The organism is Sorangium sp. So ce302, from assembly GCF_051530145.1.
GTDB lineage: Bacteria > Myxococcota_A > Polyangia > Polyangiales > Polyangiaceae > Sorangium > Sorangium cellulosum_B.
The window spans coordinates 10,071,364-10,098,240 of record NZ_CP150326.1; the positions used below are offsets into that span (position 1 = coordinate 10,071,364).

Consider the following 26,877-nt stretch of genomic DNA (forward strand, 5'->3'; position numbering starts at 1 on the left):
CGCGCTCGCCAGAGGTCCTCCGTCATGTCCTCCGCGTCGTCGCTCCTCGACCTGCTCACGCCCGATCCGGGGCGTGTCCCCTGGAACGAGCTCCAGGTCTTCGACTGGGTCCGCGCGCTCGAGGCTTGCCCGCAGGACCCGATCCACCACGCCGAGGGCAACGTCTGGATCCACACCCGCATGGTGCTGGAGACGCTCCTCGGGCTGCCCGAGTGGCAGGCGCTGCCGGCCGAGGAGCAGCGCGTCGTGTACCTCGCGTGCCTCCTCCACGACGTGGCGAAGCCGGCGACCACCCGCGAGGACGACGGGCGGATCACGGCGAAGGGCCACTCTCGCGCGGGGGAGCTCCTCGCGCGCCGCCTGCTCTGGGAGCTCGGCGCGCCGTTCGCGCTGCGCGAGCAGGTGTGCGCGCTCGTGCGCTATCACCAGATCCCGTTCTATCTCATCGAGCGCGACGACGCGCGGCGCGTCGCCGCCGAGATCAGCCTCCAGGCCCGCTGCGACCTGCTCGCGCTCGTGGCCGAGGCCGACATCCGAGGGCGCGTCTGCGCGGACATGGGGCGCGTCGTCGACAACATCGAGCTCTTCCGCGAGTTCTGTCGCGAGGAGGGGTGTTACACCGCGCCGCGGTCCTTCGCCTCGGCTCACACGCGCTTCGTGTACTTCCGCTCCGATCCCGCCGGCGGGCGCCACCCGGACGTCGAGGTCTACGACGACACGCGCTCCGAGGTCGTGGTGATGAGCGGGCTCCCGGGCGCCGGGAAGGATACCTATGTTCGCCACCACCTCGCCGACTGGCCGGTCGTCTCCCTGGACGCGCTGCGGAGCGAGCTGGAGATCGATCCGGCGGAGACGCAGGGACAGGTGGTCCAGGCCGCGCGCGAGCGAGCGAAGGAATACCTGCGGCGCGGCGAGCGGTTCGTGTGGAACGCGACGAACCTCTCGCGGCAGCGGCGCGGCCCGCTGCTGCAGATGGCGGCCGACTACGGGGCGAGGATCCGCGTCGTCTACGTGGAGGTGCCTGCATCGACGCTGTTCGCGCAGAACCGGGCGCGGGAGGCGGCGGTGCCGGAGGCGGTCATCCGCCGGATGATCGAGCGCTGGGAGATCCCGGCGAAGACCGAGGCCCACGAGGTGGTGCTGGCTGTGCGCTGACGCCTGACGTCGCCTGCCCTCGTGCCGGAGCCGCCGGATGGAGCGGCACGAGCCGCCCGGCTGCGCCCGCACACGGCATGGGGTACGCTCCGCCTGGAGCGACGTATGCCCTTCCAGAGCGAGAATTCTTTCATCCCGATTCCCCCGCCCGGCGAGGACGAGCTCCCGTACGACGATGGTGAGCCGATGGAATCCGAGCGCCACCTCGCGCAGATGGACCTGCTCATCGAGGTGCTGAAGCTGTTCTGGCGCGACCGCGACGACGTCTACGTCGCCGGCAACATGGCCATCTATTTCAGCGAGTTGCAGGCGAAGAAGAACGACTTCCGAGGCCCCGACGTGTTCGTGGTGCTCGACACCAACAGGCGCGAGCGCAAATCCTGGGTCGTCTGGCAGGAGGACGGGATGACGCCCGACGTGGTGATCGAGCTGCTCTCCGAGAGCACCGAGGCCGTCGATCGCGGCGACAAGATGCGGATCTACGCGAAGCTCCTGCACGTGCCGGAGTACTACCTGTTCGATCCGTTCTCGGGCGTGCTCGAGGCTTATGTGCTCGATCGAGCCACGCGGTCCTACCTGCCGATGCCGCCCGAGACGAACGGCGACGTCGTGAGCGCGTGCCTCGGCCTGCGCCTCGGGGTGCGCCACGGCACGTACCGCGGCCTCGCCGTCGACTGGCTGCGCTGGATCGATGCCCATGGGCGCGTGCTGCAGACCGGCGAAGAGCAGGCTCGCGCCGCCGAAGAGCAGGCTCGCGCCGCCGAAGAGCAGGCTCGCGCCGCCGGCGATGAGGCGAAGCGTCTCGCCGCCCGGCTCGCGGCCTACGAGAAGCAGTTCGGCCCGCTGCCGGGCGGCGACTCGGGCTAGCGGCTCCCCGACCGCCGCCGGACGGGTCAGCCCCAGCCGACCCGCTCGCCCCGCCCGAACCCCGGCGCCAGCATCGCCGCCCACCGCGCCGGGCTCTTGATCCGCTCCCGCGCCATCACCGCGTCCGCCACGAGGAGCCGCTGGAGCCCCTTCTCCCCGCCGAGCAGCTCGCCCGCCTGGCGCCGCGCCGCCGCCGCATAGAGCGGCATGTCCGCCGCGTCGAACCCGGCCGCCGCCGCCTCCAGCTGCGCGATCGCCGCCTCCCTGTCGCCGCGCAGCTCGGCTGCGCCCGCGCGGATCAGCGGCACGAACGGGTCCGACCACGCCGTCTTCTCCCGGGCGAGCGCCGCGGCGTCCCGGAGCGCCGCCTGGATCAGCGGCTCCGGCTCGGGCGCCGCCTCGGCCACGGCGAGCGCCGTGCACGCGCGCTCGACGTGGGCCATCACCCGGCTGTTCTGCATCATCAGCAGCATCGAGCCCTCGATCCTCGGCCAGGCGTCCGTGAGGCGCTTCATCGCGGCGCCGGCGCGGCCCGCGTACCGGTCGACGTAGGTCTCGCCGAGCAGCCCGACGAAATGCTCGAGGTGGAACCCCGACGTCGTCCACCTCGACAGCGCCCCCGCGATCGCGCCGCGCGCGCCCGCCACGTCGTCCGACGCGAGCGCCACCCACGTCGCCTGCGCGCTGAAGATCGCCACCGCGTAGAGATCCCCCCGCTGCTCGGCGGCGCGGAGCACCGCCGGCGTCGTCCGCGCGAGCGCGTCGATCTGCCCGCGGTAGTACCGCGCCCACGACGCCATCAGCTGCGTCGTCGCGAGCTCCCAGGACACGCCGGCGCAGCGGTCGCGCAGGAGCTCGTCGGCGATCTCGTACCACGCGGACGCCGCCTTCCAGCGCCCGGCCGTGAACGCCTCGAGCATGCCCGACACCATCATCGACAGGCCGAGCAGGTGCGGGCTGTCGAGCCGCTCCGAGAGCGCCCGCACCGCGGCGACGAGCTCCTCCGCGCGCGCCCGGCCCGGCGCCCCCATCATGCACGCGGACGAGGCCTCGAACGCGAGCGCGCGGCCGACGCGGTACGGCTCGCCGGCCCGCAGCGCGAGCAGCAGGGCGCGCGCCGAGAACTCGGCGGAGCGGACCATGTCGACGCCGGACAGCCCCACCGTCACCGTCCAGCAGGCGTCGATGCGCGCGAGGTCCTCCGGCCGCACCTCCGCCTCGGACCGCTCGCGGAACCGGAGGCCCCTGAGGCGCAGCTCCGCCCGGTGCAGGAGCAGCGCCACCAGCGCGCGCCGCGGCGTCTCCGGGAACGACAGGCCGACCGCCCGGAGGACGGCGCGGACGAGCTCGATCCCCTCGTCGATGTGCCCGCTCCGCAGGTACTGCTCCGCGGCCCGCCGGCGGAGCTCGAGCGAGAGCGCGCCGCCCGCCCCCTCCGCCGCCGCCGCGTAGATCCTCGCCGCCTCGGCGCTCTTGCCCGCGTTGACCAGGGCGTCGGCGCACCGCACGCCGAGCGCGCGCCGCTCGGCCTCGGGGACATCCGCCTCGCGCGAGCGCAGGCCGAGCGCGAGCTCGTAGAGCCGCGCCGAGCGCTCGAACGCGAGCGCCTCCGCCGCCTCCTCGGCCGCGCGCTCGGCGAGCCGCCCCGCCCGCGCCGCGTCCCCCGCGCCCAGCCAGTGCCGCGAGAGCGCCTCCGCGTCCGCCGTCCCCAGCGCCTCGAGCGCCCGCCCTAGCCGCCGGTGCCGCGCCGCGAGCTGCACCGGGCCGAGCCGGCCGACCACGGCCGCGCGCACCCTGTCGTGCGACGCCTCGACGAGCTCGCCCTCGCCGGCGCGCCGCGCGGCGATCAGGTCCTCCATGAGCAGCAGCGTCATCGCCGGGGCGCGCTCGTCGTCGCGGAGCTTCGCCGCCCGCGCCACGACCGCCGCGTCGATCGGCTCCCCGGCGACAGCGATCACCTCCAGCAGCCGGAGCGCCTGCTCCGGCAGGCGGCGGAGCCGCGCGTCGAGCGCCCTGCCCCACGCAGAGTCGCCCCGGGCGCCGTCCTCGCCCGAGAGCTCCTGCGCGTCGCGGGCGAGCTCGCCGAGCAGCCGCGGGTTGCCCCGCGAGGCGCGGGCGATCGCGTCCGCCCGCGCGCGGGTCACGTCGTCGCGCGCGAAGAGGAGCGCGAGCGAGAGCTCCTCGGCCTCGAGCGGCGAGAGCGGGCCGACCGCGATCTCGCGCAGCTCGCCGTCCCGGCGCGCCGACTCGATCCGCCCCCGCGCGCCGGCGGTCTCGGCCTCGGCGTCCCGGCGCTCGAGGCCCATCCCGTCGAGCAGCGCGCGGAGCGGCGCGCTCGTGGCGACGTCCTCGTCCCGGAAGCTGCCGAGGAACATCATCGCGGGCGCGTCGGGAGGCCGCGTGAGCTCGAGCAGGAGCGCCACGCTGTCGATGTCGCTCCACTGCAGGTCCTCGATCGCCACGACGAGCGGGCTGCGCTCGGCGATCCGCCAGAGCAGCTGGCGGAGCGCGGCGAAGCTGCGCTGCCGCAGCTCCTGCGCGTCGGGCGACTCGCTCGCGCGCGGCGCCGACGCGACGGCCTGCACGCGCGAGAGCACCGGGAACACCCGGGCGAGCGCGCGGACGTCGCGCGGCAGGAGGCGCTCCACCTCGTCGTCCGAGACCCGCCGGAGGAAGCGGCTCAGCGCCTCCATCACGCCCCCGAACGCCTTGTAGGACTCGGCCGCCCCGAGCGCGCAGCGCCCCCGCAGGACGACCGGACCCTTGTCGCGGCGGAGCCCCATCAAGAAGTGGTGGATGAGCGCGCTCTTTCCCATGCCCGCGGCGCCGTGAACGAGCACGGCGACGGGCCGCTCCAGCACGAGGGCCTCGGCGGCGCGCTGGAGCGCCCGCAGGTGCGGGCGGCGGCCGATGAAGTGCTCGATCGTCGGCGGCGCGGGCGGGAGCAGCGCGCTCGCAGGCGCGGCCTCGGCGCTCCCCGGCGCGGGCTCCGCGCCCTCCAGCGGGGGCTCGGCGCCCTCAGGGTCCTGCCGCTCCGCGCCCTCCACGCCGCGTCACCGTCACTTCTTGCTCAGGAACGCATCCATCGCACGCCGGTGCTCCGGGCCGTTCCACTGCTCGGCGAACGCCCGCCGCTCGACCTCGGCGGCGGAGGCGCGCAGCGCCTCGCGCACCTTGTGCAGGGACCGCTTCATGGCCGCGACCGACGCGCGCGGGCCCTCGGCGATGCGGCCGACCTGCGCGATCGCCCGGCGCCGCGCCGCGCCGGTGGGGACGACCTCGCTCACGAGGCCGACGCGGAGCGCCTCGGCGGCGTCGATCCTCTCCGCCGTCAGGAGCAGCCGCGCCGCCGCGAGCGGCCCCACCCGCTCGCAGAGCCGCGTCAGCCCGCCCCAGGCCGGGGACAGGCCCATCTTGACGTGCCGGAACGAGAGCGCGGCGTGCTCCTCGACGACGACGAAATCGCAGAGCAGCAAGAGCTCGCAGCCGCCGCCCAGCGCGTCGCCCTGCACGGCGGCGACGATCGGCACCTCGCTCTCCTCGAAGGCCGCGAGGCCCTCGAACAGCCGGAGGACCTCGCCCCCGTCCGCGCCGCCGGCAGCGAGCGCGTGGAGCTCGCGGATGTCGCCGCCCGCCACGAAGACGTCGCTGCTCGTCGCGGTGAGCACGACGCCGCGCACGCGCGGGTCGGCGCTGGCGCGCCGGATCGCCTCGCCGAGGCGGCCCGCGAAGTCGCTGTCGATGGCGTTCCTGCGCTCGGGACGATCGATGGTCAGGACGACCGCATCGCCGGCCGCCTCGACCCGCAAGGTCACGAGAGGGCCCTCCGCGCGCCCCTCCCGCCGGTGAGCGCCGCGGCCTTCCGGCGGCTCGCGCCCGCCCCGTTCTCGGCCGCCGCGCGGCTGAGCCGCCGCGGCGCCGGCATGCGCTCGTCGTGGATCACCTCGGCGATCCGCGCCTCGAGCGTGCGGCGGCTGAGGCCGCGCTGCTCCGCCGCGTACCGCTCGGCGTAGCTGATGATCGCGCCCGCGACGTCGACGCCGCTCGCGCGCTCGATCCCCTCCAGGCCGGGCGAGCTGTTGATCTCGAGGATCTTGGGCCCGGAGCGCGCCTCGAGCATGTCGACGCCGGCGACCTCGAGGCCCATCGCCTTCGCGGCGCGGATCGCGACGCTGCGGTAGGCGCGCGGCAGCTTCACGCGATCGCCCTTGCCGCCGCGGTGGAGGTTCGAGCGGAACTCCCCCGGCTTGGCGACGCGGCGCATCGAGGCGACCACGCGGCCGCCGACGACGATGACCCGGATGTCGCGCCCCTTCGACTCGCGCACGTACTCCTGGAGCACGATGTCCTGGCCCATGGCCCAGAACGTCTCGAGCAGCGCGTGCACGGCGTGGGGCGTCTCGGCGAGCATGGTGCCGATGCCCTGGGTCCCCTGCTGGAGCTTCACGATCGCGGGGCAGCCGCCGACGAGCGAGAGCGCCGCCTCGACGCCGGCCGGGCTCCGGGCGCACACGGTGATCGGCACGTTGAGCTTGCGGCGCGTGAGCAGCTGGAGCGCGCGCAGCTTGTCGCGGCTCCTCGCGATCGAGACGGCGCCGTTCAGGACGGGGACGCCCATGAGATCGAACTGACGGACGACGGCGAGGCCGTAGTTCGTGATGCTGGCGCCGATGCGCGGGATCACGATGTCGAAGCGGGGCACCGCCGAACCACCGACGAGCAACGACGGGCGGCCACGCGACACGACGATCTGGAAATCGAGCGGATCGATGACGCTGACGTCGTGACCACGCGCGCGCCCCGCGAGCACGATCCGGCTCGTCGAATAGAGGGACGCGTTGCGGGACAGGACGAGGAGTCGCATGTGGCCCGGAGGCTAGCAGAGCCGGCAGACTGCGTGGATGGATGCGCGTGCCGATTCATTTTTCGCTCTTCGGCGGTTCTTCTTCCGCTCGTTCCGCTCGCGCCGCTCGCGCCGCGCCCCGCACGGTCGCGCGCCGCGCCATCGGCCCTCGTTTTCCATGGGGCTCCGCGCGGTCCCCGTGGGACGCCGCGCATTTCTGCGCGTCCCCCGCCCCGTGGGACGCCGCGCGCTCCGTGGGGTTCCCCGCGCGGCCGTGCGGCGGACCAGGCGCGGCAGAAGCGCCGAGGTGCAGCGCTTGCGCTGAAAAATGTTTCGTGTACGAATCATCTCGGTCGTGCCGGCGAGGAGGGGTTCGCGATGTGGCAGCCGTTCACGGAAGAACATCAGCAGTTCAGGAAGACGGTGCGGGCCTTCGCAGAGAAGGAGCTCGCTCCTCATGTGGAGGAGTGGGAGTCGTCGGAGTGCTTTCCCAGCTGGGTGTTCAAGCGCGCCGGCGAGCTCGGGATCCTGGGCGCGCACTTCCCGGAGGAGCACGGCGGCGCCGGGCTCGACTACTGGTTCTCGGCGGCCAAGGCCGAGGAGCTCGTGCGCTGCACGATGGCGGGCGTCTCGATGGGGCTGCTCGTGCAGAGCGACATGGCGACCCCGGTGATCAGCGACATCGGCACGAAGGAGCAGATCGAGGAGTTCCTCAAGCCGGCGCTCGCGGGCGACAAGATCGCCGCGCTCGGCGTCTCCGAGCCGGCGGCCGGCAGCGACGTGGCCGGGATCCGGACGATCGCGCGCAAGGAGGGCGATGATTACGTGCTGAACGGGCAGAAGACGTTCATCACGAACGGGACGCGCGCCGATTTCGTGACGCTGCTCGCCAAGACGTCGCCGGACAAGGGCGCCCACGGCTGCTCGTTCTTCCTCGTGCCGACGGCGCTCCGCGGCTTCAACGTCGCGAAGAAGCTGAAGAAGATCGGCAACAAGTCCTCGGACACCGCGGAGCTCTTCCTGGAGGACGTGCGGGTGCCGGGGCGCTACCTGCTCGGCGAGCCCGATCAGGGCTTCGCGTACCTGATGCAGAACTTCCAGACCGAGCGGCTGGTCGCTGCGGTGAGCGCGATCGCGAGCTCGTTCATGACGCTCGACGGCACGGTCGAGTACGGGCGCGAGCGGGTGGCGTTCGGCAAGCCGATCATCAAGCGCGAGTCGTGGCAGCACAAGCTCGTCGACCTGTATACGCGCTGCGAGGCGGCGCGCGCGTTCGCCTACAAGTGCGTCGACCACTACAACGACGAGCGGTACGTGCGGAAGGTGCCGATCAGCTTCGACACGGTGAAGCTCATCTCGATGGCGAAGATCCTGGCCGGCGACGTGGCGAACGACGTCGTGGACACCTGCCTGCAGTTCCACGGAGGCTGGGGCTACATCGAGGACTTCCCGATCGCGCGCGCCTGGCGCGATCAGCGGCTCCTTCGCATCGGCGGCGGGACGACCGAGACGATGAAGTACTACCTGGCAAAGCTGATGAACTTCTGAGCGCCCCGCGGCCCGGCGGCCGCATCACCGCCAGGCCGCGCGGAGCTCGCCGCTGGGAGCACCCACCCGGCAACGGGCGCAAACGCACGCAAACGGGCACAAACAGGCACAAACAGCCGCGAACCGACGCCCTCGGACACAAAAGCGCGCCGGTCGAAAAAAAGTAGAGACAAGCGGCGCGAGAGGCTGTAGATATGCCGCTCCCAACGACCGGGGCTGTAGCTCAGCTGGGAGAGCGCATGACTGGCAGTCATGAGGTCAGGGGTTCGATCCCCCTCAGCTCCACCGATAGGACCGAAGGACTCCTGTTCCTGTAAGGAGTCCGCAGCGCCGTGCCCGCTCGCCGGCGTGTCGGAGTAGAGAACCCGGACATGGCTCTCTTGCCTCACTGGGTCTTCCCGGAGCTCGACGCGAGCGCGGTGGGCGCGGCGCGCGCGCGGCAAGACACGCTGACCAAGCCGCGCGGCAGCCTCGGAGTGCTCGAGGACCTCGCCGTGGCGCTCGCCGGCATCCAGGGCGGGGCGCCCGCGAGCCGGCCTGCGGCGGCGGTGCTCTTCGCCGCCGATCACCCCGTCGCCCGGCACGGCGTGTCGGCGTACCCGCCAGAGGTCACGGCGGCGATGGTCGCGAACTTCGTGCGCGGCGGCGCCGCCGCCAGCGTCCTCTGCCGGAACCTCGGTGTCGATCTGCGGGTCGTGGACGTCGGGGTCGCCCACCCGTACGAGCGCGTCGACGGCGGCGATGGCGCGCGGCTGCGGCGCGATCCGGTCGCCGACGATCCCATCGGCGACCTGCGGGTCGAGGACGCGCTCTCGGAGGCTGTCTACGAGCGCGCGCTCCGCGCGGGCGCCGCGGAGATCGACGCGCTCGGCGGCGACACGCGCGTCGTCCTGCTCGGCGACATGGGCATCGGCAACACGACCGCGGCGGCGGCCATCACGGCGCTGCTCCTCGGGATCGCGCCGGAGGACGTCGTCGGGGCGGGGACCGGCGTCTCCGGCGACGCGCTGTCGCGCAAGATCGAGGTCGTGCGCGACGCGACGCGACGCGCGCAGGAGGCCTCGGGCGTCCAGCGCACCGACCCGCACCGCGTCGTGCAGGCGGTCGGCGGGAAGGAGATCGCCGCGCTGGTGGGCGCCATGGCGCGGGCGATCGAGCGGCGCATGGCGGTGCTCGTCGACGGCTTCATCGTCTCGACGGCGGCGCTCGCGCTCGTCCGGATGTGCGCCGAGGCGCGATCGGGCATGCTCTTCGCCCACCGCTCGGCCGAGCGCGGACACGCCCACGTCCTCGCGGCGCTCGACGCGCGCCCCTTGCTGGACCTCGGGATGCGGCTCGGCGAGGCGAGCGCGGCGCTGGCCGCGCTGCCTCTCCTCGACGCGGCCTGCGCCCTCCACGCCGGCATGGCGACGTTCGCGAGCGCGAGCGTGCCGGATCGCGCGCGGCCCGGGACTCCATGACGACGCCGCCGGTGCTGCGCGGCGCCCGCGCAGCGGCGACCTTCCTCACGCGCGTCCCGGTCGGCGGCTTCCCCTACGCCGAGGCGGACTGGCGCTGGGCCTCTGCCTGGTTCCCGTTCGTGGGCGCCGCGCTCGGCGCCGTCCAGGCCGCGGTGTGGCTGCTCGTCGATCGGAGCGGCGCGCTCGTCGCGGCGAGCGTCACCGTGGCCCTCGGGCTGCTGCTGACCGGGGCGTTCCACGAGGACGGCCTCGCGGACACGGCCGACGCGCTCGGCGGCGCGCTCGATCGCGCTCGGATCTTCGAGATCCTCAAGGACAGCCGCATCGGCGCGTTCGGCGCGGCGGCGCTGATCGTGGTCCTCGTGCTGCGCGTCGCCCTGCTCGCGCGGCTCGACGCCGCGGCGCCCGTCGCCCTCGTGCTGACGCAGTGCCTCTCGCGCACCCCGCCGATCTGGCTGATGGTCGCGCTGCCCTACGTGACCCAGAGCGGCTCGCGCAGCCGCCCGGTGGCGCAGGCGGCGCTCCCGCAGGCGCTGCTCGGCTCGCTCTGGCCGGCGCTCGCGCTCGCCGCGGCGCACGCCGCCGGGGCCCTCACGGCGGCCGAGGCGGCGGGCATGCTCGTCGCGGCCGCCGCCGCCGCGGCGCTCTGCGGCCTCCGCTTCCACGCCCGCGCCGGCGGGCTCACGGGCGACTTCCTGGGCGCTGCGCAGCAGATCGCCGAGTGCGCCGCGCTGCTCGCCCTCGCGCTCGTGCGGGGCGGCTGAGCCGCGGGCGCGCGCGTGGATCCCCTCACCCACGGCCTCATCGCCTTCCGCCACGCCCCCGTCGCGCTCTCCGGCGTCTGCTACGGCCGCCTCGACGCCGCCGCGGAGCTCCCCCCGGAGGCTGCAGCGGCCGCGATCGAGCGCGCGCTCCACGAGCTCTGCGTCCGCCCCGGCGTGGTCTGGTCGTCGCCGCTCTCCCGCTGCGCGCTCCCGGCCGCCGAGCTCGCGGCGCGCCTCGGGGTTCCGCGCGCGATCGACGATCGCCTCCTCGAGATCTCCTACGGCGCGTGGGAGGGGCGCGCCTTCTCGGACATCGAGCGCGACGACCCGGCCGCGTACGCCGCGTGGCTCGACGGCTGGGAGCGCGTCGGACCGCCCGGGGGCGAGTCGGCGCTCGAGGTCGAGTCCAGGGTGCGGTCGTTCTGGCGCGAGATCGGCGGCGCGGACGGCGCGGACGTCGCGTCCCGCGCGCGCCCGCACCTCCTGGTCGCGCACGCCGGGGTGCTGCGCGCGCTCCGGGTCGTCGCGTGCGGCGCCAGCTGGCCCGCGGCGATGAGCGCGCCGGTCCCTCACCTCACGGCCGAGCGCTTCCCTCTCCCTCCCTCCGCCCTTTTGCTGGCGGACCCCTGAGGGGCGCGTACCCTCGTCGGGCATGACCCCGCAAGAAGAGCTCGCGCTCCTGCTGCGCCCGGCGGCCGGAGGCCTCTACCTCGTCTCGACCGGCCGCGCGCAGCAGCTCGAGGTCCAGCGGCGGCTCTACGGCGCCGCGACCGAGGAGGAGGTCCTCGCGCGGTTCCGCGCGTCGTTCGACCGCATCGCGGGCGCGCGCGCCGTCTTGCTCGGCGTGCCCTCCGACGTCGGCGCGGGGTTCCTCCGCGGCTCCAACATGGGCCCGCAGGCCATCCGGACCGCGCTCCTCGACGCCTTCCCGGACTTCCCCGAGCGGGCGCGCGAGGTCGGGCTCGTCGACATCGGCGACGTGTTCGTCGTGCCGCAGCTCCTGCACGACGACATGCTCTCGGAGGCGCAGAAGGCCGCTTCGCGCCGCGCGCTCTACCCTGGCGTGCCCGAGCCCGTGGCGTCGCGGCTGCCGGTCTCGCCGCTCTCCATCGCGGAGCGCGCGCTCGATCTCGTCTTCTCGATCAACCCGGGCGTCGCACCCATCGTGCTCGGCGGCGATCACTCCACGGCCTTGCCGGTCGCGCGCGCGCTCGCCCGCGCGCGGAAGCGGCCGTGGGGCATCGTCCAGCCGGACGCGCACACCGATCTCCTCGAGGAGCGGCTCGGGATCGCGTACTGCTTCGCCACGTGGTCGTACCACGCGAACGAGCTGGTCGGGCGGGGCGGCCGGCTGACGCAGGTGGGGGTCCGCGCGTCACAGAAGCCGCGCGAGCACTGGGAGAGCCGCTACGGCGTTCGGCAGTTCTGGGCGGCCGAGTGCCGCGCCGATCCGGCGGCGGCGCTCGACGCCATCGTGGCCCACGTGAAGAGCACCGGCGTCGAGGGCGTGTATTTCTCGAACGACATCGACGGCACGGACGCCGCGTACGCCGACGCCACGGGGACGCCGGAGCCGGACGGCCTGTCGCCCGAGTTCGTCGTGGCGCTCATCCGCCGGCTCGGGCGCGAGGTCGGCCTGATCGGCGGCGACGTCATGGAGGTCGCGCCGGCGCTCCAGCCGACGCCGGAGAGCGCGGCGCGCACGGTCGCGCTGGCGGCGCGCTACCTGCGCGAGACGATCGAGGCCACGGTCGGCCGCGCGCTCGCCTGACGCCGCTCAGGGCTCGGGGCCTGTGGCCGCGGGCAGGGCGGCGTCGCGGGCCCAATCGCTCCAGGACCCCTCGTAGAGGATCGCGTCCTCGCGGCCGAGCGTCGTCAGGGCGAGCAGGTCGTGGCAGGCGGTGACGCCGGAGCCGCAGTAGCAGACCACGGTGGCTGCATCGAGCGCGCCGAGGTCGCGGTAGCGCCGCTCGAGCGCCGCGCGCTCGCGGAAGGCGCCCCCGGGGGCGCTGAGGTTCTCGACGAAGGGGGCGGAGCGGGCGCCGGGGATGTGGCCCGGGCGGGCATCGACGGGCTCGGTCTGCCCCTCGTAGCGCTCGCGGGCGCGGGCATCGAGGATCACCGCCGCGGAATCGCGGCGCAGCCTGTCGACAGCCGCCCTGTCGGCGACCGGGGCGCCGCCGGGTGCGAGATCCATGGCGGGCGCTTCCGCGATCGTGGGTGCCGCGGTCGAGAGGGGGTATCCCGCGGAGGTCCACGCCTGGAGTCCCCCGTCGAGCACGCGCCCGCCTGGATGACCGAAGTAGCGCAGCAGCCACCAGAGACGGGCGGCGATGGCGCCCCCGGCGTCGTCGTAGCCGACGACCACCGAGCCGGGGATGACCCCGCTGCGGGCGAGGACGCGCGCGAACGCCGCCGCGTCGGGCAGCGGGTGGCGGCCTGGTCCGCCGTGCGCCGGGCTGGAGAGATCGGCATCGACGTCGAGGTGGACGGCGCCCGGGATGTGCCCGCGGGCGTACTCATCGGCGCCGCGGCGGCCGCCGAGGTACCAGCGGCAATCGACGACCCGGACGCGGGGATCGCCCGTGTGCGCTGCGAGCCAGGCGACATCGACGAGCGGACCGGCGGGCACGAGGAAGGGATCGCTCATGGGCGAAGGGTACCCACCCTGCTCGCGCCGGGCCACATCGCATCCTCGCCATGCTCGACCTGCTCGGCTGTGCCCGGTGGCGCTGGGCAGCCGCACGCGACTCCGGCGCTCGACGGAGCGCCCCGAAGCGACGGTATTTGCAAGCATTTTTGACAGTTGAGATCGGGCCTGGGGGCATCAGGCATGAATGTCAATCGGCGCGTGCAGCACGCCTGTATGCGACGATAACCGCCACAAACCGCTTGATTTTCAAACGCATTTGCTCGCCCTACCCGCCCCGCAGCACCTGCCCACCCCGGAGGACACCCCTGGCCTCGCTCAGCGCTTCACCGAGCGAGAGCCGCCAGCGCCACGGGCGACGTGCTCACAAAAGTGCGGTTTCACCAGATCCATTCATCGATCACGCCTCGCCTCGAACGTCCGACGGAATCGAAGCCTTTCCCTTTGTTTCAACCGGCGAGAGAGCTATACTTTTCTCTCTAACCACTTTAATCACGATCCATGAAACTTCGACTCTCAAACTTCGCCGCCGCAGTGGTCCTCACCCTCCTGTCAGCGCTTTCAGGCTGCTCCGATGATGGAGACACCGGCAGCTCGGAAGCCGGCACGAGCACTACCTCGAGTACGTCCGGGTCCGGCGGGCAGGGCTCGGGCGGGGATGGCGCCGGAGGGGCCACGGCCTCGAGCTCGACCTCCGCTGCAGCCGGCGGTGGCGGCTCAGCGGTCGACCCGACCTTTGAAACGGTCAGAGCGGTCGTCGCGAATGCTGGCTGCTCCGATGCGAGCTGCCACAACGGCGAGGCGGAACCGAGGCTGCTCGACGACGACACCCTCTACGCGACCCTGACGACGCACATCTCCGAGGCTTGCGGAGACATTCCGCTCGTCACCCCCGGCGAGCCAGAACAGAGCGCCCTCGTCAAGATCCTCAAAGGCCCCTGCGGGGATATCGCCCGCATGCCCAATGGATGCGTCGGTGAGCCCGGCCCGGAATACACGTGCCTGCCCCAGACATACATCGACGCGATCGAGCAGTGGGTCGCCAACGGCGCGCAGCAGCAGCAGTGAGCGGCCGATGACAACGACGCGGGCTCCGCCCCGGAGCTCCGCGTCGTTGTGCTGGTGGCACGAGGTCATCGCAGCCTCTGCGACCCAGCGCCAAGCAAAAGGCCCCTCCTGAGGGAGGGGCCTGGTTTTCATTTCGCCCAAGCCGGCAGACCCGGCACGAGCGACGATCAGCCGTTCGCGCGAAGCGCCTTGAACTCACCAGCGTCCTTGATGGACACTGGATTGTTCTCGCTGGCGAAGAGCTTGGTGTCGTCGTGCTTGCCGAAGTGGGTCACCTCTGCCGAGCCACCGATCGCCGGGAAGCCGTCCGCGCCGGCCTTCACCCCGATGGCGTTCAGCAGGTTGCAGAAGTACTTGTTGATCGGCTGCGTGGCGACATCCGGCGGAGTCCCCGTGCCATCGATCTCGCCGAACTCGAGCTTCGTCTGGCCCGGTCCGCAGGCAGCCTCGCTGTTACCGACGGCCAGGTCAGCCTTGCCACCTTCGACGTTCACCGCCTGACCCGTCTTGAAGTAGCCGCCGCAGCTACCTGCCTGGAGGATCGGCAGGTTGTTGAGGTTGTGGCTGTTGCCGTCGGAGTCTTCCTGGAACCAGACGGTCGCGGTGTTGTCGAGGAGCTTCCCCTCGCCCTCGTCGATGCTGTCGAGCCGACCGACGAGGTAAGCGAACTTCTTCGCGTACCAGTCGTCGATCTGCTGAATCATCTCGATGACACCAGGAACGCAATCACCACCCATGTTGGCGTCGCCGACGCGGTGGGAGATGCCATGGGAGTCCTTCGAATGATTGATGCCGTCCCACTTGAACGTGAGGGTCCCGGGGAACTTCATGAAGATGACGCGGTTCTGGTCGCAGATGGCCGAAAGCACCGCGAGGTCCATCATGACGTTCGTCGATTTCGACAGGTCGATCCCGAGGCCACCCCCTTGCGAGGCCGCCTGCACGGACTGGGCCGTCAACCCGAGCGCCTCTGCCTGGGCGGCGCTGCACTGGGCCCTGACCGTGTTCGTGGTCTGGTGGAGGAGGTCCTTCCAGTCGGAGAGCCGCTGCTTGTCCGCCTGGCTCATCCTGACCCTCTCGAGGGTCTCCAGGTCCTCCCGCACGACGTCGATCACGCTCTTGCCGCGGGCCACCTTGTACGTGTCCTGCGACACGGGGCCCTGACCGAAGAGGCCCGTGAGGTTGTTGTAGATCGTCGTCGGAGACCCGATGCCGGGGAAGATCTGCTTGGGCTTGTCGTACGAGAAATTGGAGAACGAGTCCTGCCGCACCCCGCCGATCTGCATCACGAGGGGAGCGGCGCCGTTGGGGTTGACCTGCTCCGCGGCGATGTGATCGAGCGACCGCCCGGTCGACTTCGCGTTGAACTTGTCGCTCTCGGGCGTCACCGGGTAGCAGGTGAAATACGACCCCATGACCTGACCGTGGGGGTCGTTGTTCTGGCCGTGGGTCCGCCCGAAGCTCCACTCGTTCATCCCCCGGATGCCACGGGGCATCAGGAGCTTCTTTGCAAAGGGAGCGAGGTGCTTGAGCGTCGTCGCCTCGTAATCGGCGGCGGTCAATTCGCCATGGGACTTCTTCGGGAACCACCGGTTCGTCAGGCAGCCATAGTGCGTGAAGAGCACGATCAGCCGCTTCGGAGCGCCGCCGCCGGCCGACTGCGCCTCGGCGTCACGCTCGGCAACAGAGCCCAAGAAAGGTGCAGCGACGACGGCTCCACCCAGGCCTCGGAGGAATACTCTTCGGTTAAGGTTCTTCATCATGGTCGTATTCCTTCTCAATTCCCGAAGATGGTCCGCAGGCGGAACGAATCGGCCTGGGTAAGATCCGTGAGCAAATTGATGATGGTGTAGCCGTCGTTGGACAGCTTGTCGCTGAGCTCGTTGACGGTGCAGGCGTCGTTCGTGTTCGGCACCCTCCGGCGGGCCCAGGAGACCCACTGCTCGGCATAGTGACGCTTGGCGATCGCACCAGCACCGAGCTCGGTCATCATCTCGAGGGGAGTCGTGATCGTCTTGGTGTTGGTGTCGCTGAAGTAGACGTCGCCCGTCGCGTTGATGTCGCCGCCGAGCGGATCCTTCGTCTGCACCTTGCCAACGGAGTCGAACCTCTCGAGCACGAAGCCCGGCGGGTTGACGAGCTTGCTGTGGCAGTCGACGCACCCCGCAGGGGAGGTCAGCGCCTCGATGGCCTCACGCTCCGTGGAGAACGGGCCCGGAGGCCGCGGCGTCTGGTCCGCGCCGGGCGTCGGCTTCAGGGTGAGCCCGAGCAGCCTGTTGGCGACGTACGCGCCCCGGAGGATCGGGCTCGTGGCGCCGAAGGACGAGTAGGAGCTCAGGAACCCAACGCGGGTCAAGAACCCCGGCCGCTCGTTCGGGTCGAGCTCCACCCGCGTCAGCTCCGCGCCATAGTCGGCGGCGTTGAGCCCATAGATCGGAGCGGTGTCCTTGTTCACGTAAGCGACGTTGCTGAGGAAGATGTCCTTGAACGACCCCCCCTCGAACGCCACCTCCTCGAAGAAGGCGTCGATCTCAGCCAGCATCGGAGCGACGATGTCCGGGGAGTAGTCGGGGAACTTGGTCGTGTCGTGCTCGACCTGTCCCCAGTGCGAACCCTCACGAACGTCCGCATAAGCACGATGGAACAGGGCCACGATCGGCGCCGTCTTGGTGCGGTCCTGAACCATCCGCTCCGCCTGCGCGAGGATCTGCTCCCTGGTGGTGAGCTGACCCGCGTCTGCGGCGGTGTTCAAGGCGTCATCCGGAATGGAGCCCCAGAGCAGGAACGCGAGCCTCGTCGCCACCTCGTGGCTGGAGAGCTTGATGGCGCCGTTCTCCGTGTCGTCCGTCAGCTCGGGGACCGTGATGAACGAGGGCGAAGCGAGCATGGCGAAGAGGATGGCCTCGGCGACCTCCGCGGGCGTGCCCTTGGGCTCCAGCGCGTTGAACCGCATGTAGCGCTGCACCTCTTCGTCCGTCACCGGGCGGCGGAAGGCCTTGCGGCCGAAATCGCGGATCGTCGACTCGAGGCACCCGGCCGCCGCCGGATCGCAGGCGATGAACTTGGACTTGTTCGCCCCAGCCATCACCTCGGCGGCGATGCTCTCGGCAGCCACGAGGTAGGAGTTCCAGGCGATGTCCGTCATGCTGCCCTCGAAGTCGGACACGAGGAGAGAGGACGGGTTGCCCGTGGGAGCGTTCGGCACGCTCGTCACACCGAGCAGATCCCTCACCACCGCGTCGTACTCCCGGTTCAAGAGCCGCGGGACCTGAGACGTCGCCCAGATGCCGGGAGTGCAGACATCCGGGTCGCCGGGGTCCGGCTCCACCGGCCCGCCCCCCGTACCGGTGCCAGAGGTCTCCCCGCCACCGGAGGAGACCCCTGGTTCACCGGGTGCTATCTCGCCAGTGCAACCAGCGAGAAAGGTTGATGACGTCAAAAATGTTGCCGTACCAATGTACGCTAGTTGCCGCAGCGTTCGCATAATGTGACTATCCCCGACGTGCGTCGCGCTGATCCCCCTGCGCATGATTCCAACGCGGGCCCAACCGGCGAGCCCCCGACTCGGAGAGCTGGCGCCCGCAGGCGCTGCAGAGGCCGCCCGTGCGGTGGAATCTTCGCGCATGGCTTTACAAGAACATGTCACGGGCGCGGAGCACCGGGCGCGCGCGGCGCATTCATCACTCGAGGGCGCGACAGGCTCGGAAGCGAGACCGCTCAGGCGTTCGCCCTGAGCGCGGTGAACTCGCCTGGATCGTGGATGGTGGGAGGATTGGTCCCGCCACCGATGAAGTCTTCCGTCCGGTCGTACATGCCAAAGTGGGTCACCGGCTCCGAACCGCCCCGTGCCGGGAAACCATCCGTGCCTGCCTTGACGCCGAGGGCGTTCATCAAGTTGCAGAAGTACTTGTTGATCGGCGCGTTGGCGAGCGACGGATCGGTCCCCGTTTCTTGGGAGCCCCCGTCGACCTGGTCCGACGTGCCGTCGGCACACGTGATCTCGCTGTTCCCGCTCGTGAGATCGGGCGAGCCGTCCTCGACGTTGACGGCCCAGCCGGTCTTGAAATAGCCGCCGGCGCCGCCAGCCTGGACGATCGGACGCTCGAAGTCGTGCTCGCCAGGTCGACGTTCTCTTGCGTCGCGCCGAGCGCCATGGCGAGGGACGTGTCGCACTGCGAAGAAGCCACCACGCTTCCCGTCGCGTTGAGGATCTCCTTCCAGGCTGCGAGCTTCTGCTTGTCGGCGCGGCTCATGTCGAGCCGCTCGAGCCTCTGCAGATCGTCCTTCACGATGTCGAGGATGCTCTTGCCGCGCATCGCCGCGTAGGTATCCGGAGACGTCGGCTTCCCCGCCTCGAAGACGCCCGTGAGGCTGCTGAAGGTTAAGGTTTGCGACGCGTTGAGGCCCTTGAAGGAGGTCTCGGCGGCGGAGTAGGAGATCGCCGAGAAAGCGCCGTCATTCTGACCAGCCGTGTTCAAGAGCAGCGGAGTGCCTTGCGGGCTGAGCTGTCGTGCGATGACGTGGTCCAGCGAGGGACCGGTCGGTCTGGCGTTGTATTTCGGCTTCTGGTCGAAGCTGAACGGGTCGTTGCTGTTGGGAGTGACCGGGTGACAAGTGAAGTACGACCCGTTCACCTGCAAGTGGCGATCGTTCCCCTGCCCCCGCTCCATCCTCACCGTCCACTCGTTCATCGCGCGGATGCCTCGGGGCATGAGGAGTTTGCCGACGTGAGGCGCCAGGTGCTTGAGCGTCGTCGACTGGAGGTCCGCGGCGGTGAGCGGGCCGTGCGACTTCTTCGGGAACCACCGCCCGCGAACGTATTTGTATTTCGCCCGGCCAGCCGCGTTCGTCGAGCGGCCCTCGCCTCAGACTCGAGCGCAGAAGCGGCGCCAGATGTCGCGGTAGATCGACTCGAGATTGAGGGCGAAGCGCGGGCCGTCCATGAGCGGCGACTGCTTCATGCGATCGCGCAGCGTTCGGCGAAGCTCGCCCAGGTGCTCGAGGTTCCCGGCGAGCGAGCTGGCGACCCGAACGTAGTCTTCCGGCGTCGACGCGATGAGCTCCGGCAGACCCAGGTTCATCGCCTGGCAGACGCCGGCGCGGCCGACCACGGTTTCACCTGCGAGGGTCACCACCGGGACGCCCATCCACAGCGCGTCGAGGCTCGTGGTGTGGCCGTTGGAAGGGAACGTATCGAGACAGATGTCGATCTCGCGGTACCTTCGCAGATAGTCGAGCCGCCCGCACCGATCGACGAACTCGATCCGATCGAGCTGGACGCCCCCTTCCTCGAAGATCGAGCGCACCCGGTCCCGCGCCCTTCCCTGAGGCGCCATGAGCGTGAGCCGCGACCTGGGCACCGCGGCCAGCACCCTCGTCCAGACATGAAGCACCCCTTCATTCACCTTCCGGAAGTGGTTCAGGCAGCCGAAGTTGACCCTCCCCTCCGCGAGAGCGGGGAGAGCGCTCACGTCGGGCACGTCGGTGAGCGGGTCGTAGCACCAGAAAGAGTCGGGGAGCCGAAGGGTCTCCTCCGTGTAGACGTCCGTGTTTGCACCGGGGGGATCCAGGAAGGGATCGGACAGACGATAGTCCATCGATTCGAGGCCGGTCGTCCCGGGGTACGCCAGCCAGCACACCTGAAGGGGAGCGGGCCGGCGGGCAAAGACCAGGACGCGGCGGTCAGTCATATGCATGGTGAGATCGACCAGGATATCGATCTGATCCCGTCGAATGACCTCGGACAGGGCAGCGTCGTCCAGCGCCGCGACCTCGCGAAAAACGTCGGCATGACCGCGAATGCGATCCGTCAGGTTATCCGGCTTGTCCGTGCTCGAGTAGCAGAAGATCTCGAACTGCCGGTGGTCATGGTTCTGGAACAGCGGGATCGTGAAGAGAGACTGGACGTGCGTTCGGAAGTCGGGTGACACGTAACCGATGCGGAGCCGCCGGTCGGACGAGCGATCGGTCTTGTGAGGGGGAGCCTGCGCGGAGAGGGGGCGGGCATGCCGGGCATTCCACGCGCGCGCCTCGGCGAGGATGTCGCCCTCGGTGACGTTCGGCCAGAACGGCATGTTGAAGAGAAGAGCGCTGTGCGCAGCGGGGTCGTCGGGACACAGGGCGACCGCTTCGCGGTACATCGCCTGGGACTCGTCGAGGAGCCCCGACTCGCCGAGCGCGGCGGCGAGATAATCCCGAGCGACATGGAAGTTTCGGTCGATCTCGAGCGCTCGACGCAGATCGTCGATCGCTTCGTCGAAACGGCCGGCGTCCGCGTGAATCGCGCCGAGCGCAGTGTACGCGTTGGCCATCCGCGGATTGAGCTTCAGCGCCACGCGGTACCAGGCCACCGCGTCGTCCGACCGGCCGCCGAGGCGCAATGTCTCGCCGAGGGCCGCCAGGGCATCGGATGCGCTCAAGCTCGACTCGGGGCTGCGCGTCGCCGCCGGACCGACCCCGGCGGCAGCACCCCGTTGGTCCCTCAGGCTCGTGAGGCGCTCGCCAGCCTGCAATAACCCAGGTTCGAGATCGCGAGCGCGCTCGTAGCACGCCGCCGCCGCGTCCAGGTCCCCTTGCTCCTCGAACGTGAGAGCAAGGTTGAACACCGCTTCGGCGAAGTCGGGCTTCCGCGCGACGGCCATGAGCAACACGGCGACCGCCTGGGGTCTCCGGCCGAGGCAGCGATACACGTCGCCGAGATGCGACAGGTAGAGGGCGTTGTTCGGGGCGACGCGGACGGCTCGCTCGAGAAGCGCGGCGGCCTCCGCGAGCCGACCGGATTGGACGGTGATCACGCTGAGAAGAAGCAGCGCGTCGCCATGCCCGGGCGATTGCTCGAGCGCGCCGCGATAGAGGAGCTCTGCGCGATCGACTTGCCCGGCCCGATGAAACTGCACTGCCAGTTCGAAGAGCGAAGCGGCGGTCACGGGGAGTTCCTTGTCGAAAGAGTGCGGGATCTCGCTGAGCAGGATGGCTGCGCCCTGGCGCTGAGCGCAAGCCGGTTTTCATGTCGACCGGCCCGTCCAGCATGGCTGTACGATGGGAGGGCCACTTCGAGGAGCTTGACTTTCGGATCGCGCTTGGGGCTCCTCGCCCCTCCCGACGTTGTTCGTGCCGGACCAAGTCAAGCAACCGAGCTCGGGCGGGACGCCTGTCGCGGCGAAGAGCCCTGCTGACATGGTGCGACGAGGAGCAACGACGCGACGCGCCTGCCCCCGTCTGCCTGGTGACGGGAGGTCTCGAGAGGCGCTCAGCGCACGTGAGACCGGCTTGAGCGCACAAGGCACGAGTGCCAATCGACCCGTACAGCATGGCTGTACGCCAGGATGGCCTCCACGAACCGCTTGATTTTCGGGTGGCGTTTGCTCATTCTACCCGCACAAGAGGACGTTCCACGTCTCGCGCAGCTCTTGCCTGGGGGCGACGTGGCTCGCGCGTCGCCTCTGCAATCCGAAGCTCGAAGCCTTTTGCTTCGATCCACGGGAACGAGAGCTAAACCTTCTCTCTCACCATCCTCGTCGTGAACCATGAAATTTCGATTCTCAAGCTTCATCGCGGCAGCATTCGTCGCCATCCTGTCACCGCTTCCAGGCTGCTCCGACGACCCTGACGATACCGGCGCTGGAGGCGCCGGCGGCACGGATGCCGGAAGCACGAGCGCCAGTGTGTCTGCCTCGAGCGCGGTCGGGTCCGGCGGTTCGGGCGGGGCTGGCTCGACCAGCGCGAGCACCGGTGGCGACGGCGGCTCGACCGGCAGCGGCAGCGGGCAAGCACCGACGTTCGAGACGTTGCAGTTCGTTATACAAAACGCGTGCTTCGGGGCGGGTTGCCATAACGACGATATGAACCCCCTGAACTTGATGGTCGACGGAGAGCTCCACATGAGGGTGAGCTCCCACGTAACCAAGAATTGCGGAGATCTCGTCGACACCGAGAATCCGGAAGAGAGCGCGCTCATCAAGATCCTGAAGGGGCCGTGCGGCGGAACTCCGCGAATGCCCCTTGAATGCGTCAACGATGGGGATGCCAAGTGCATACCCCCCGACTACATCGAAGCGCTCACGCAATGGATCGCGGACGGCGCGCAGGAGTAGCCGGGCTTGGCGAGTAGCCGCCGACGGGTTGCGGCGCCCCACGGGCGCATCGTGTCATGGGACAGCCGAGCGACCCGTCGGATGGTCTACTGCTTTGCCATCGCGCCTGCCGGATATGCCGCTTGATCAGCTCCGGGCATGTCCACGGTGTTCGTCTCGAAGGCCCAGCTGCCACCCGGCGGGATCTGGACTGCGCCGGTGGCGATCGCGACGCCGAGCGGGCGCCCGACGCGATTGACTGAGAAGACCGTGACAGAGGGATCGCTCACCGCCACGTCGAGCCCGTTGAAGAGCGTGCCCGTGTACACCGTGCCGGCGCCACCCGTCACGGCCTTCACTTCGCTGGCGGTGAGGCCATCGATGGGAACGACGTCGAGAGCGAAGTAAGGGCACCGGTAGACGACGTATCCCACATCTTCGATCACGATGTCCGAGGGCAGATCCGTCACCGAGGTCATGGTCACGTCACCTGGACCCACGCACGCAGCGATCGCGTCCGAGCCATCCGTGACTCGATAGAAATGCTGAGTCAGCAACCCGTTGATCCCGGATGCCAGGGACTGCTGAGCCTTGTTGTAGAGCTCGACGGAGAGGGCAGCGCTGCAGGCCGGGGTATCCCCGTCGTTCCTCAAGGCGGCGTAGAGCTCGGTGTTGGTCGGTCCTTTGCGGAGAGTTAGCGCGATCACGTTGAGCACGCCGTTCCCGCCGGGGAGCGCCAAGATGGTGAGGTCTTCGGGGACGATGAGCGCCTCGTCACCAGTGTCCCCGCCCACCCCGGCGCCGTCGCTCGCCTCGCTCGAGCAGGCCAGCGGGACGAGCACAGCAGCAGGGATGAGGAAACGCTTCGCCAGCATGAACATGAGAAGAGATGCCCAGCCTATCGCTGCCCGCCATCGTTGGACAGCACGGAGTCGCGCCGTGAGGCGCACCTCGAAGAGCGGCAACTTCGCGATGCCCGCGGTCGCCGACCGTGCACAAGCGCAAAGACCCCTTCGGTAAGAAGGGGTCTTTGGACCCGAGCTCGTCGGGGTGTTCAGGACCTGGCGCCGAGAGTGCTCAGGCCTTGAGCTCCGTGAACCCGCCCGGATTCTTGATCGAGGCGCCGGCGACTGCGCCCTTCCCACCGATGAACTCTTCCGTCTTGTCGGAATAGCCGAACTTGGTCACCTCCGCGGAGCCACCCTTCGCGGGGAAGCCGTCCGCGCCCGCCTTCACGCCCATGGCGTTCATGATGTTGCAGAAGTACTTGTTGATCGGCGCGTTGCCGACCTTCGAATCGGTCCCGGTGCCTTGGTTGATACCGTTGACCTGGCCGCTGCCGTTGGCGCACTGCGACTCGCTGTTGCCGTTCGTCGGCGTCGACGCGGGGTCAACGTTGATGATCTGACCGGTCTTGAAGTAACCGCCGCCGCTACCGGCCTGGATGATCGGCGCGTTGTTGAGGTTGTGCGCGTTGCCGTCCGACATCTCGTTGAACCAGATAGCGACGCTGGTGTCGAGGACCGTCTGCCCATTGCCCTGGGGGATGCTGTCGAGCATTCCGACGAGCTTCGCGAACTTCTGCGCGTAATAGGTGTCCACCTTGACGAGCCACTCGAGCGCGTTGGGCAGGCAGCTGCCGGTCATGCCGGCGTTGTCGAGGCGGTGCGAGAGGGAGTGCGACTCCATCGTGATGCCGAGCCCCTTGAAGTTGTAATTTCCCGGGTACTTCAGGAAAATGACGGGGTTGGCGTTGCAGGCGGCCGCGAGCGCCGCGATGGCCGAGCTGATGTCCGCTCCATCCAGATCGCCGGAGACCTTGGTCGTGAGGACGTCGACGCCCAGGCCGCCCGACGACGCCTTGGAGGCGTTCGCGGACGTCGCGCCGAGCATCGCGCCGAGCTCCTCGCTGCACTGCGCGGAAGCCACCACGGTCCCCGTCTGGTTGAGGAGCTCCTTCCAGGCCGCGAGCTTACGCTTGTCGGCCTGGCTCATGTCGAACCGCTCGAGCGTCTGCAGATCATCCTTCACGAGGTCGAGGATGCTCTTGCCGCGGAGCGCCGCGTAGGTGTCCGGATTCATCGGCTGCCCCGTCTGGAAGAGGCCCGTGAGGCTGCTGAAGGCCTGCGACGCGTTGAGGCCCCTGAAGATGGTCTCGGCGGCGGAGTAGGAGATCGCCGACTGAGAGTTGTCATTCTGGCCAGCCGTGGCGATGAGCAACGGCGTGCCCTGCGGGCTGAGCTGCTGGGCCATGACGTGATCCAGCGAAGGACCGACAGGCTTCGCGTTGAACTTCGTCGCCTGGTTGAAGCTGAACGGGTCGTTGCTGTTCGGAGTGACCGGCTGGCAGGTGAAGAACGACCCCACGATCTGCGTGTGGGAGTCGTTCCCCTGTCCGCGCTTCATGTTGGAGGTCCACTCGTTCATCGAGCGGATGCCGCGCGGCATGAGGAGCTTCTTCGCGTAGGGAGCGAGGGCCGCGAGGCTCGTCGACTGGAGGTCAGCAGCCGTGAGCTCACCCTGGGTCTTCGTGGGGAACCACTTGTTCGTGACGCACCCGTAGTGGGTGAACATCACGATGAACGCTTTCCCACCCGAAGCGGTCTGGGCCTTTGCGTCGCGCTCCCACACGGAGCTGAGGAACGGCGCGGCCAGGGCGGCTCCGCCCAGGCCACGAAGGAAGATTCTGCGGTTCAGTTGCTTGCTCATGGTCAAGTTTCCTCAGCTTTCACGGCGTTTCGCGGACGCGCACGCGGAAGGAATCCGCTTGAGTGAGATCGGCCAGCAGGTTGAGGATGCTGTAGCCCCCCTCAGACAGATTCATGTCGATCTGATCGACGACGCACTTATCTTTCCCGTTCGGATCCCGCCCGAAGGCATAGGAGACCCACGACTCAGCGTAAAGCTGCTTGGCCTTCTGAAGCTGAGCGATTTCCTGCATGAGCGCCAGCGGAGAGGAGATCTCCTTCACGTTACCGTCGCCGAAGTCGATGGTGTTCGTCGTGACGCTTGCGTCGATCGCACCACCAAGAGGATCGGTCGTCTGCCACTTTCCGATGCCGTCGAAGTTCTCCATCACGAATCCCGGAGGATTGATGACCGAGTGGCAGCCTTTGCAGGATGCCGGCTCCGTCAGCTTTTCGATCCTCGCGCGTTGCGTTGCGAAGTCGCCCTGAACGGTCTGCATGGTGGCGCCGGGGATGGGCGGCCCCGGATTGACGCCGAGCAGGTACACCGAGATGAACGCGCCTCGCAGGATCGGGCTCGTGGCGTCGTAGCCCGCGTAGGAGCTCAAGAACCCGACGCGCGTCAGGAAGCCCGGCCGCTGGTTGGCGTCCAGCTCCACCTTGGTCAGCTCGGTGCCGTAGCTCGCAGGATCGAGCCCATAGATCGCCGCGTTGTCCTTGTTGACGAAGGCGACATTGCTGAGGAGGAGGTCGTCGAACGAACCGTTCTCGAACGCGATGTCTTCGAAGAAGGCGTCGAGCTCTGCCTGCCAGCTGGGCTTGGCGGCGTCGGAGTACAACGGATACGTCTCGGTGTCGTGATCCATCTTCCACCAGTGGGCGTTTCCATTGTTCATCTGCGCCCAGTTGCGATGGAATGCCGTCACGAGCGGCCCGGTCTTCTCGCGCACAGCGATCATGCGCTGCGCCTGGGCCAGAATCTGCTCCTTGGTCTGGAGCTCGTTGCTGTCGGCCGCCGCGCTCAGCACCTCGTCCGGAGCGGAGCCCCAGAGCAAGTACGAAAGCTTCGTCGCCACCTCGTAGCTGGACAGCTTGATGCCCTGACCCGACGCATCCGCGTCGGTCGCCAGCTCGGGGAGCATGAGGAACGACGGCGACACGAGGAAGCCGACCAGCGTTGCCTCGGCGACCTCGGCGGGCGTCCCTGCCGGCGTAATCTGGCCCAGCTTCTGGAACCGCGCCACCTCCAGATCGGTCAGCGGGCGACGGAACGCCTTGCGGCCGAAGGTCTTGATGGTCTGCTCCAAGCAGCCGGCCGCCGCAGGATCGCAGCTGATGAACTTGGACTTGTTCGACCCAGCCATCACCGCCTTGGCGATCTTCTCGGCAACCTCTTGATAGAGACGCCACGCGTCAGGGGTCATCGGGCCGTCGAAGTCGTCGACGAGCTGCTCGGACGGCAGCTTGCTGTCGACGCTGGTGACGCCAAGGAGATCCCGCACCGTATTGTCGTACTGCCGGTTCAGCAGCCGAGGGATCTGGCTCGTGATCGGGATGCCGGGGATGCACTTCTCGGGGGGACCGTTGTCGGGCTCGTCCGTGCCCCCCGAACCGGTGCTGCCGCTGCCGCTGCCGCTGCCGGAGGTCTCCCCGCCGCCGGTGATCTCACCATCGCCGGGCGCTATCTCGCCGGTGCACCCAGCGAGGAAGGTCAATGAGGTGAAAAATGTTGTCGTACCAATGTACGATAGTTGCCGTAACGT

Annotated in this window: 20 protein-coding genes, 1 tRNA gene and 1 pseudogene; 10 read left to right on the top strand and 12 right to left on the bottom strand. The window is 69.6% G+C overall.

Annotated features, from left to right (window positions below; translation table 11 throughout):
• Positions 1 to 24 precede the first annotated feature (24 nt).
• Together WME73_RS38150 and WME73_RS38155 are read left to right on the top strand one after the other, a co-directional pair.
• Positions 25 to 1,155 carry an AAA family ATPase gene (locus WME73_RS38150; RefSeq protein ID WP_437912782.1) on the top strand — a complete coding sequence of 377 codons (1,131 nt, stop codon included), beginning with the start codon at positions 25 to 27 and terminating at the stop codon, positions 1,153 to 1,155.
• A gap of 105 nt (positions 1,156 to 1,260) precedes the next feature.
• Complete coding sequence (locus WME73_RS38155) at positions 1,261 to 2,022, top strand: Uma2 family endonuclease (protein WP_437912783.1); 762 nt, start codon at positions 1,261 to 1,263, stop codon at positions 2,020 to 2,022.
• 26 nt (positions 2,023 to 2,048) lie between these two features.
• Here the strand turns inward: WME73_RS38155 and WME73_RS38160 are convergent, their stop codons facing one another.
• Genes WME73_RS38160 through WME73_RS38170 form a run of 3 tightly spaced genes read right to left on the bottom strand, consistent with a single transcriptional unit; the run spans position 2,049 to position 6,886 of the window.
• On the bottom strand, positions 2,049 to 5,069 hold the full coding sequence (locus tag WME73_RS38160) for an ATP-binding protein (protein WP_437741207.1): 3,021 nt from the start codon (positions 5,067 to 5,069) through the stop codon (positions 2,049 to 2,051).
• Positions 5,070 to 5,081: 12 nt separating this feature from the next.
• Positions 5,082 to 5,837 carry an enoyl-CoA hydratase/isomerase family protein gene (locus WME73_RS38165; RefSeq protein ID WP_437741208.1) on the bottom strand — a complete coding sequence of 252 codons (756 nt, stop codon included), beginning with the start codon at positions 5,835 to 5,837 and terminating at the stop codon, positions 5,082 to 5,084.
• On the bottom strand, positions 5,834 to 6,886 hold the full coding sequence (locus tag WME73_RS38170) for a RimK family alpha-L-glutamate ligase (RefSeq protein ID WP_437294676.1): 1,053 nt from the start codon (positions 6,884 to 6,886) through the stop codon (positions 5,834 to 5,836). The genes WME73_RS38165 and WME73_RS38170 overlap by 4 nt, the downstream gene beginning before the upstream one ends.
• Before the next feature lie 357 nt (positions 6,887 to 7,243).
• Here WME73_RS38170 and WME73_RS38175 point away from each other — a divergent pair, with 357 nt between their 5' ends.
• The 6 genes from WME73_RS38175 to WME73_RS38200 all read left to right on the top strand — a co-directional run bounded on the left by WME73_RS38175 (position 7,244) and on the right by WME73_RS38200 (position 12,408).
• Positions 7,244 to 8,413 carry an acyl-CoA dehydrogenase family protein gene (locus WME73_RS38175; protein ID WP_012239515.1) on the top strand — a complete coding sequence of 390 codons (1,170 nt, stop codon included), beginning with the start codon at positions 7,244 to 7,246 and terminating at the stop codon, positions 8,411 to 8,413.
• Between the two features lie 212 nt (positions 8,414 to 8,625).
• Positions 8,626 to 8,698, top strand: a tRNA-Ala gene (locus WME73_RS38180).
• Positions 8,699 to 8,784: 86 nt separating this feature from the next.
• Positions 8,785 to 9,873: a nicotinate-nucleotide--dimethylbenzimidazole phosphoribosyltransferase gene (gene cobT, locus WME73_RS38185; protein ID WP_437912784.1), complete on the top strand. Its 1,089-nt coding sequence runs from the start codon at positions 8,785 to 8,787 to the stop codon at positions 9,871 to 9,873.
• Positions 9,870 to 10,637: an adenosylcobinamide-GDP ribazoletransferase gene (locus tag WME73_RS38190; protein WP_437741210.1), complete on the top strand. Its 768-nt coding sequence runs from the start codon at positions 9,870 to 9,872 to the stop codon at positions 10,635 to 10,637. The genes cobT and WME73_RS38190 overlap by 4 nt, the downstream gene beginning before the upstream one ends.
• Before the next feature lie 15 nt (positions 10,638 to 10,652).
• On the top strand, positions 10,653 to 11,267 hold the full coding sequence (locus WME73_RS38195) for a histidine phosphatase family protein (RefSeq protein WP_437741211.1): 615 nt from the start codon (positions 10,653 to 10,655) through the stop codon (positions 11,265 to 11,267).
• A gap of 22 nt (positions 11,268 to 11,289) precedes the next feature.
• Positions 11,290 to 12,408: an arginase family protein gene (locus tag WME73_RS38200; RefSeq protein ID WP_437741212.1), complete on the top strand. Its 1,119-nt coding sequence runs from the start codon at positions 11,290 to 11,292 to the stop codon at positions 12,406 to 12,408.
• A gap of 6 nt (positions 12,409 to 12,414) precedes the next feature.
• Here WME73_RS38200 and WME73_RS38205 read toward each other — a convergent pair whose 3' ends face one another.
• Positions 12,415 to 13,287, bottom strand: coding sequence for a sulfurtransferase (locus tag WME73_RS38205; RefSeq protein ID WP_437741213.1), 873 nt, complete (start codon positions 13,285 to 13,287; stop codon positions 12,415 to 12,417).
• 501 nt (positions 13,288 to 13,788) lie between these two features.
• Between WME73_RS38205 and WME73_RS38210 the strand changes: the two genes are divergently transcribed.
• A complete protein-coding gene (locus WME73_RS38210) occupies positions 13,789 to 14,355 on the top strand; it encodes a hypothetical protein (protein ID WP_437741214.1) in 567 nt (188 codons plus the stop codon).
• A 167-nt stretch (positions 14,356 to 14,522) separates the two neighbouring features.
• Here the strand turns inward: WME73_RS38210 and WME73_RS38215 are convergent, their stop codons facing one another.
• The 5 genes and pseudogenes from WME73_RS38215 to WME73_RS38235 all read right to left on the bottom strand — a co-directional run bounded on the left by WME73_RS38215 (position 14,523) and on the right by WME73_RS38235 (position 21,281).
• Entirely contained in the window at positions 14,523 to 16,118 is a 1,596-nt protein-coding gene (locus WME73_RS38215) for a DUF1552 domain-containing protein (RefSeq protein WP_437741215.1), read from the bottom strand.
• A gap of 14 nt (positions 16,119 to 16,132) precedes the next feature.
• The gene (locus WME73_RS38220) at positions 16,133 to 17,683 is read right to left on the bottom strand and encodes a DUF1592 domain-containing protein (protein ID WP_437912785.1); all 1,551 of its coding nucleotides are present in this window, start codon (positions 17,681 to 17,683) and stop codon (positions 16,133 to 16,135) included.
• 389 nt (positions 17,684 to 18,072) lie between these two features.
• Positions 18,073 to 18,246: a hypothetical protein gene (locus tag WME73_RS38225; protein ID WP_437912787.1), complete on the bottom strand. Its 174-nt coding sequence runs from the start codon at positions 18,244 to 18,246 to the stop codon at positions 18,073 to 18,075.
• Positions 18,246 to 19,106 (bottom strand): annotated as a pseudogene (locus tag WME73_RS38230) (DUF1552 domain-containing protein); the annotation flags it as partial. The pseudogene WME73_RS38230 and the gene WME73_RS38225, both read right to left, overlap by 1 nt.
• A 114-nt stretch (positions 19,107 to 19,220) precedes the next feature.
• On the bottom strand, positions 19,221 to 21,281 hold the full coding sequence (locus WME73_RS38235; RefSeq protein WP_437912788.1) for a tetratricopeptide repeat protein: 2,061 nt from the start codon (positions 21,279 to 21,281) through the stop codon (positions 19,221 to 19,223).
• 600 nt (positions 21,282 to 21,881) lie between these two features.
• On the opposite strand from WME73_RS38235, the gene WME73_RS38240 reads away from it, so the two are divergent.
• On the top strand, positions 21,882 to 22,448 hold the full coding sequence (locus WME73_RS38240) for a hypothetical protein (RefSeq protein ID WP_437912789.1): 567 nt from the start codon (positions 21,882 to 21,884) through the stop codon (positions 22,446 to 22,448).
• Positions 22,449 to 22,534: 86 nt separating this feature from the next.
• On the opposite strand, the gene WME73_RS38245 is transcribed toward WME73_RS38240, so the two are convergent.
• From WME73_RS38245 to WME73_RS38255, 3 genes are all read right to left on the bottom strand, one after another.
• Positions 22,535 to 23,308, bottom strand: coding sequence for a hypothetical protein (locus tag WME73_RS38245; protein WP_437852494.1), 774 nt, complete (start codon positions 23,306 to 23,308; stop codon positions 22,535 to 22,537).
• A gap of 196 nt (positions 23,309 to 23,504) precedes the next feature.
• A complete protein-coding gene (locus WME73_RS38250) occupies positions 23,505 to 25,136 on the bottom strand; it encodes a DUF1552 domain-containing protein (RefSeq protein ID WP_437741220.1) in 1,632 nt (543 codons plus the stop codon).
• Positions 25,137 to 25,155: 19 nt separating this feature from the next.
• Complete coding sequence (locus tag WME73_RS38255; RefSeq protein WP_437741221.1) at positions 25,156 to 26,829, bottom strand: DUF1592 domain-containing protein; 1,674 nt, start codon at positions 26,827 to 26,829, stop codon at positions 25,156 to 25,158.
• Positions 26,830 to 26,877: the final 48 nt, after the last annotated feature.

Coding starts and splice junctions, on each gene's coding strand:
- WME73_RS38150 (WP_437912782.1), top strand. CDS start 25: ATGTCCTCCGCGTCGTCGCTCCTCGACCTGCTCACGCCCGATCCGGGG.
- WME73_RS38155 (WP_437912783.1), top strand. CDS start 1,261: ATGCCCTTCCAGAGCGAGAATTCTTTCATCCCGATTCCCCCGCCCGGC.
- WME73_RS38170 (WP_437294676.1), bottom strand. CDS start 6,886: ATGCGACTCCTCGTCCTGTCCCGCAACGCGTCCCTCTATTCGACGAGC.
- WME73_RS38175 (WP_012239515.1), top strand. CDS start 7,244: ATGTGGCAGCCGTTCACGGAAGAACATCAGCAGTTCAGGAAGACGGTG.
- cobT (WP_437912784.1), top strand. CDS start 8,785: ATGGCTCTCTTGCCTCACTGGGTCTTCCCGGAGCTCGACGCGAGCGCG.
- WME73_RS38190 (WP_437741210.1), top strand. CDS start 9,870: ATGACGACGCCGCCGGTGCTGCGCGGCGCCCGCGCAGCGGCGACCTTC.
- WME73_RS38200 (WP_437741212.1), top strand. CDS start 11,290: ATGACCCCGCAAGAAGAGCTCGCGCTCCTGCTGCGCCCGGCGGCCGGA.
- WME73_RS38205 (WP_437741213.1), bottom strand. CDS start 13,287: ATGAGCGATCCCTTCCTCGTGCCCGCCGGTCCGCTCGTCGATGTCGCC.
- WME73_RS38210 (WP_437741214.1), top strand. CDS start 13,789: ATGAAACTTCGACTCTCAAACTTCGCCGCCGCAGTGGTCCTCACCCTC.
- WME73_RS38215 (WP_437741215.1), bottom strand. CDS start 16,118: ATGATGAAGAACCTTAACCGAAGAGTATTCCTCCGAGGCCTGGGTGGA.
- WME73_RS38225 (WP_437912787.1), bottom strand. CDS start 18,246: ATGAACGCCCTCGGCGTCAAGGCAGGCACGGATGGTTTCCCGGCACGG.
- WME73_RS38240 (WP_437912789.1), top strand. CDS start 21,882: ATGAAATTTCGATTCTCAAGCTTCATCGCGGCAGCATTCGTCGCCATC.
- WME73_RS38245 (WP_437852494.1), bottom strand. CDS start 23,308: ATGTTCATGCTGGCGAAGCGTTTCCTCATCCCTGCTGCTGTGCTCGTC.
- WME73_RS38250 (WP_437741220.1), bottom strand. CDS start 25,136: ATGAGCAAGCAACTGAACCGCAGAATCTTCCTTCGTGGCCTGGGCGGA.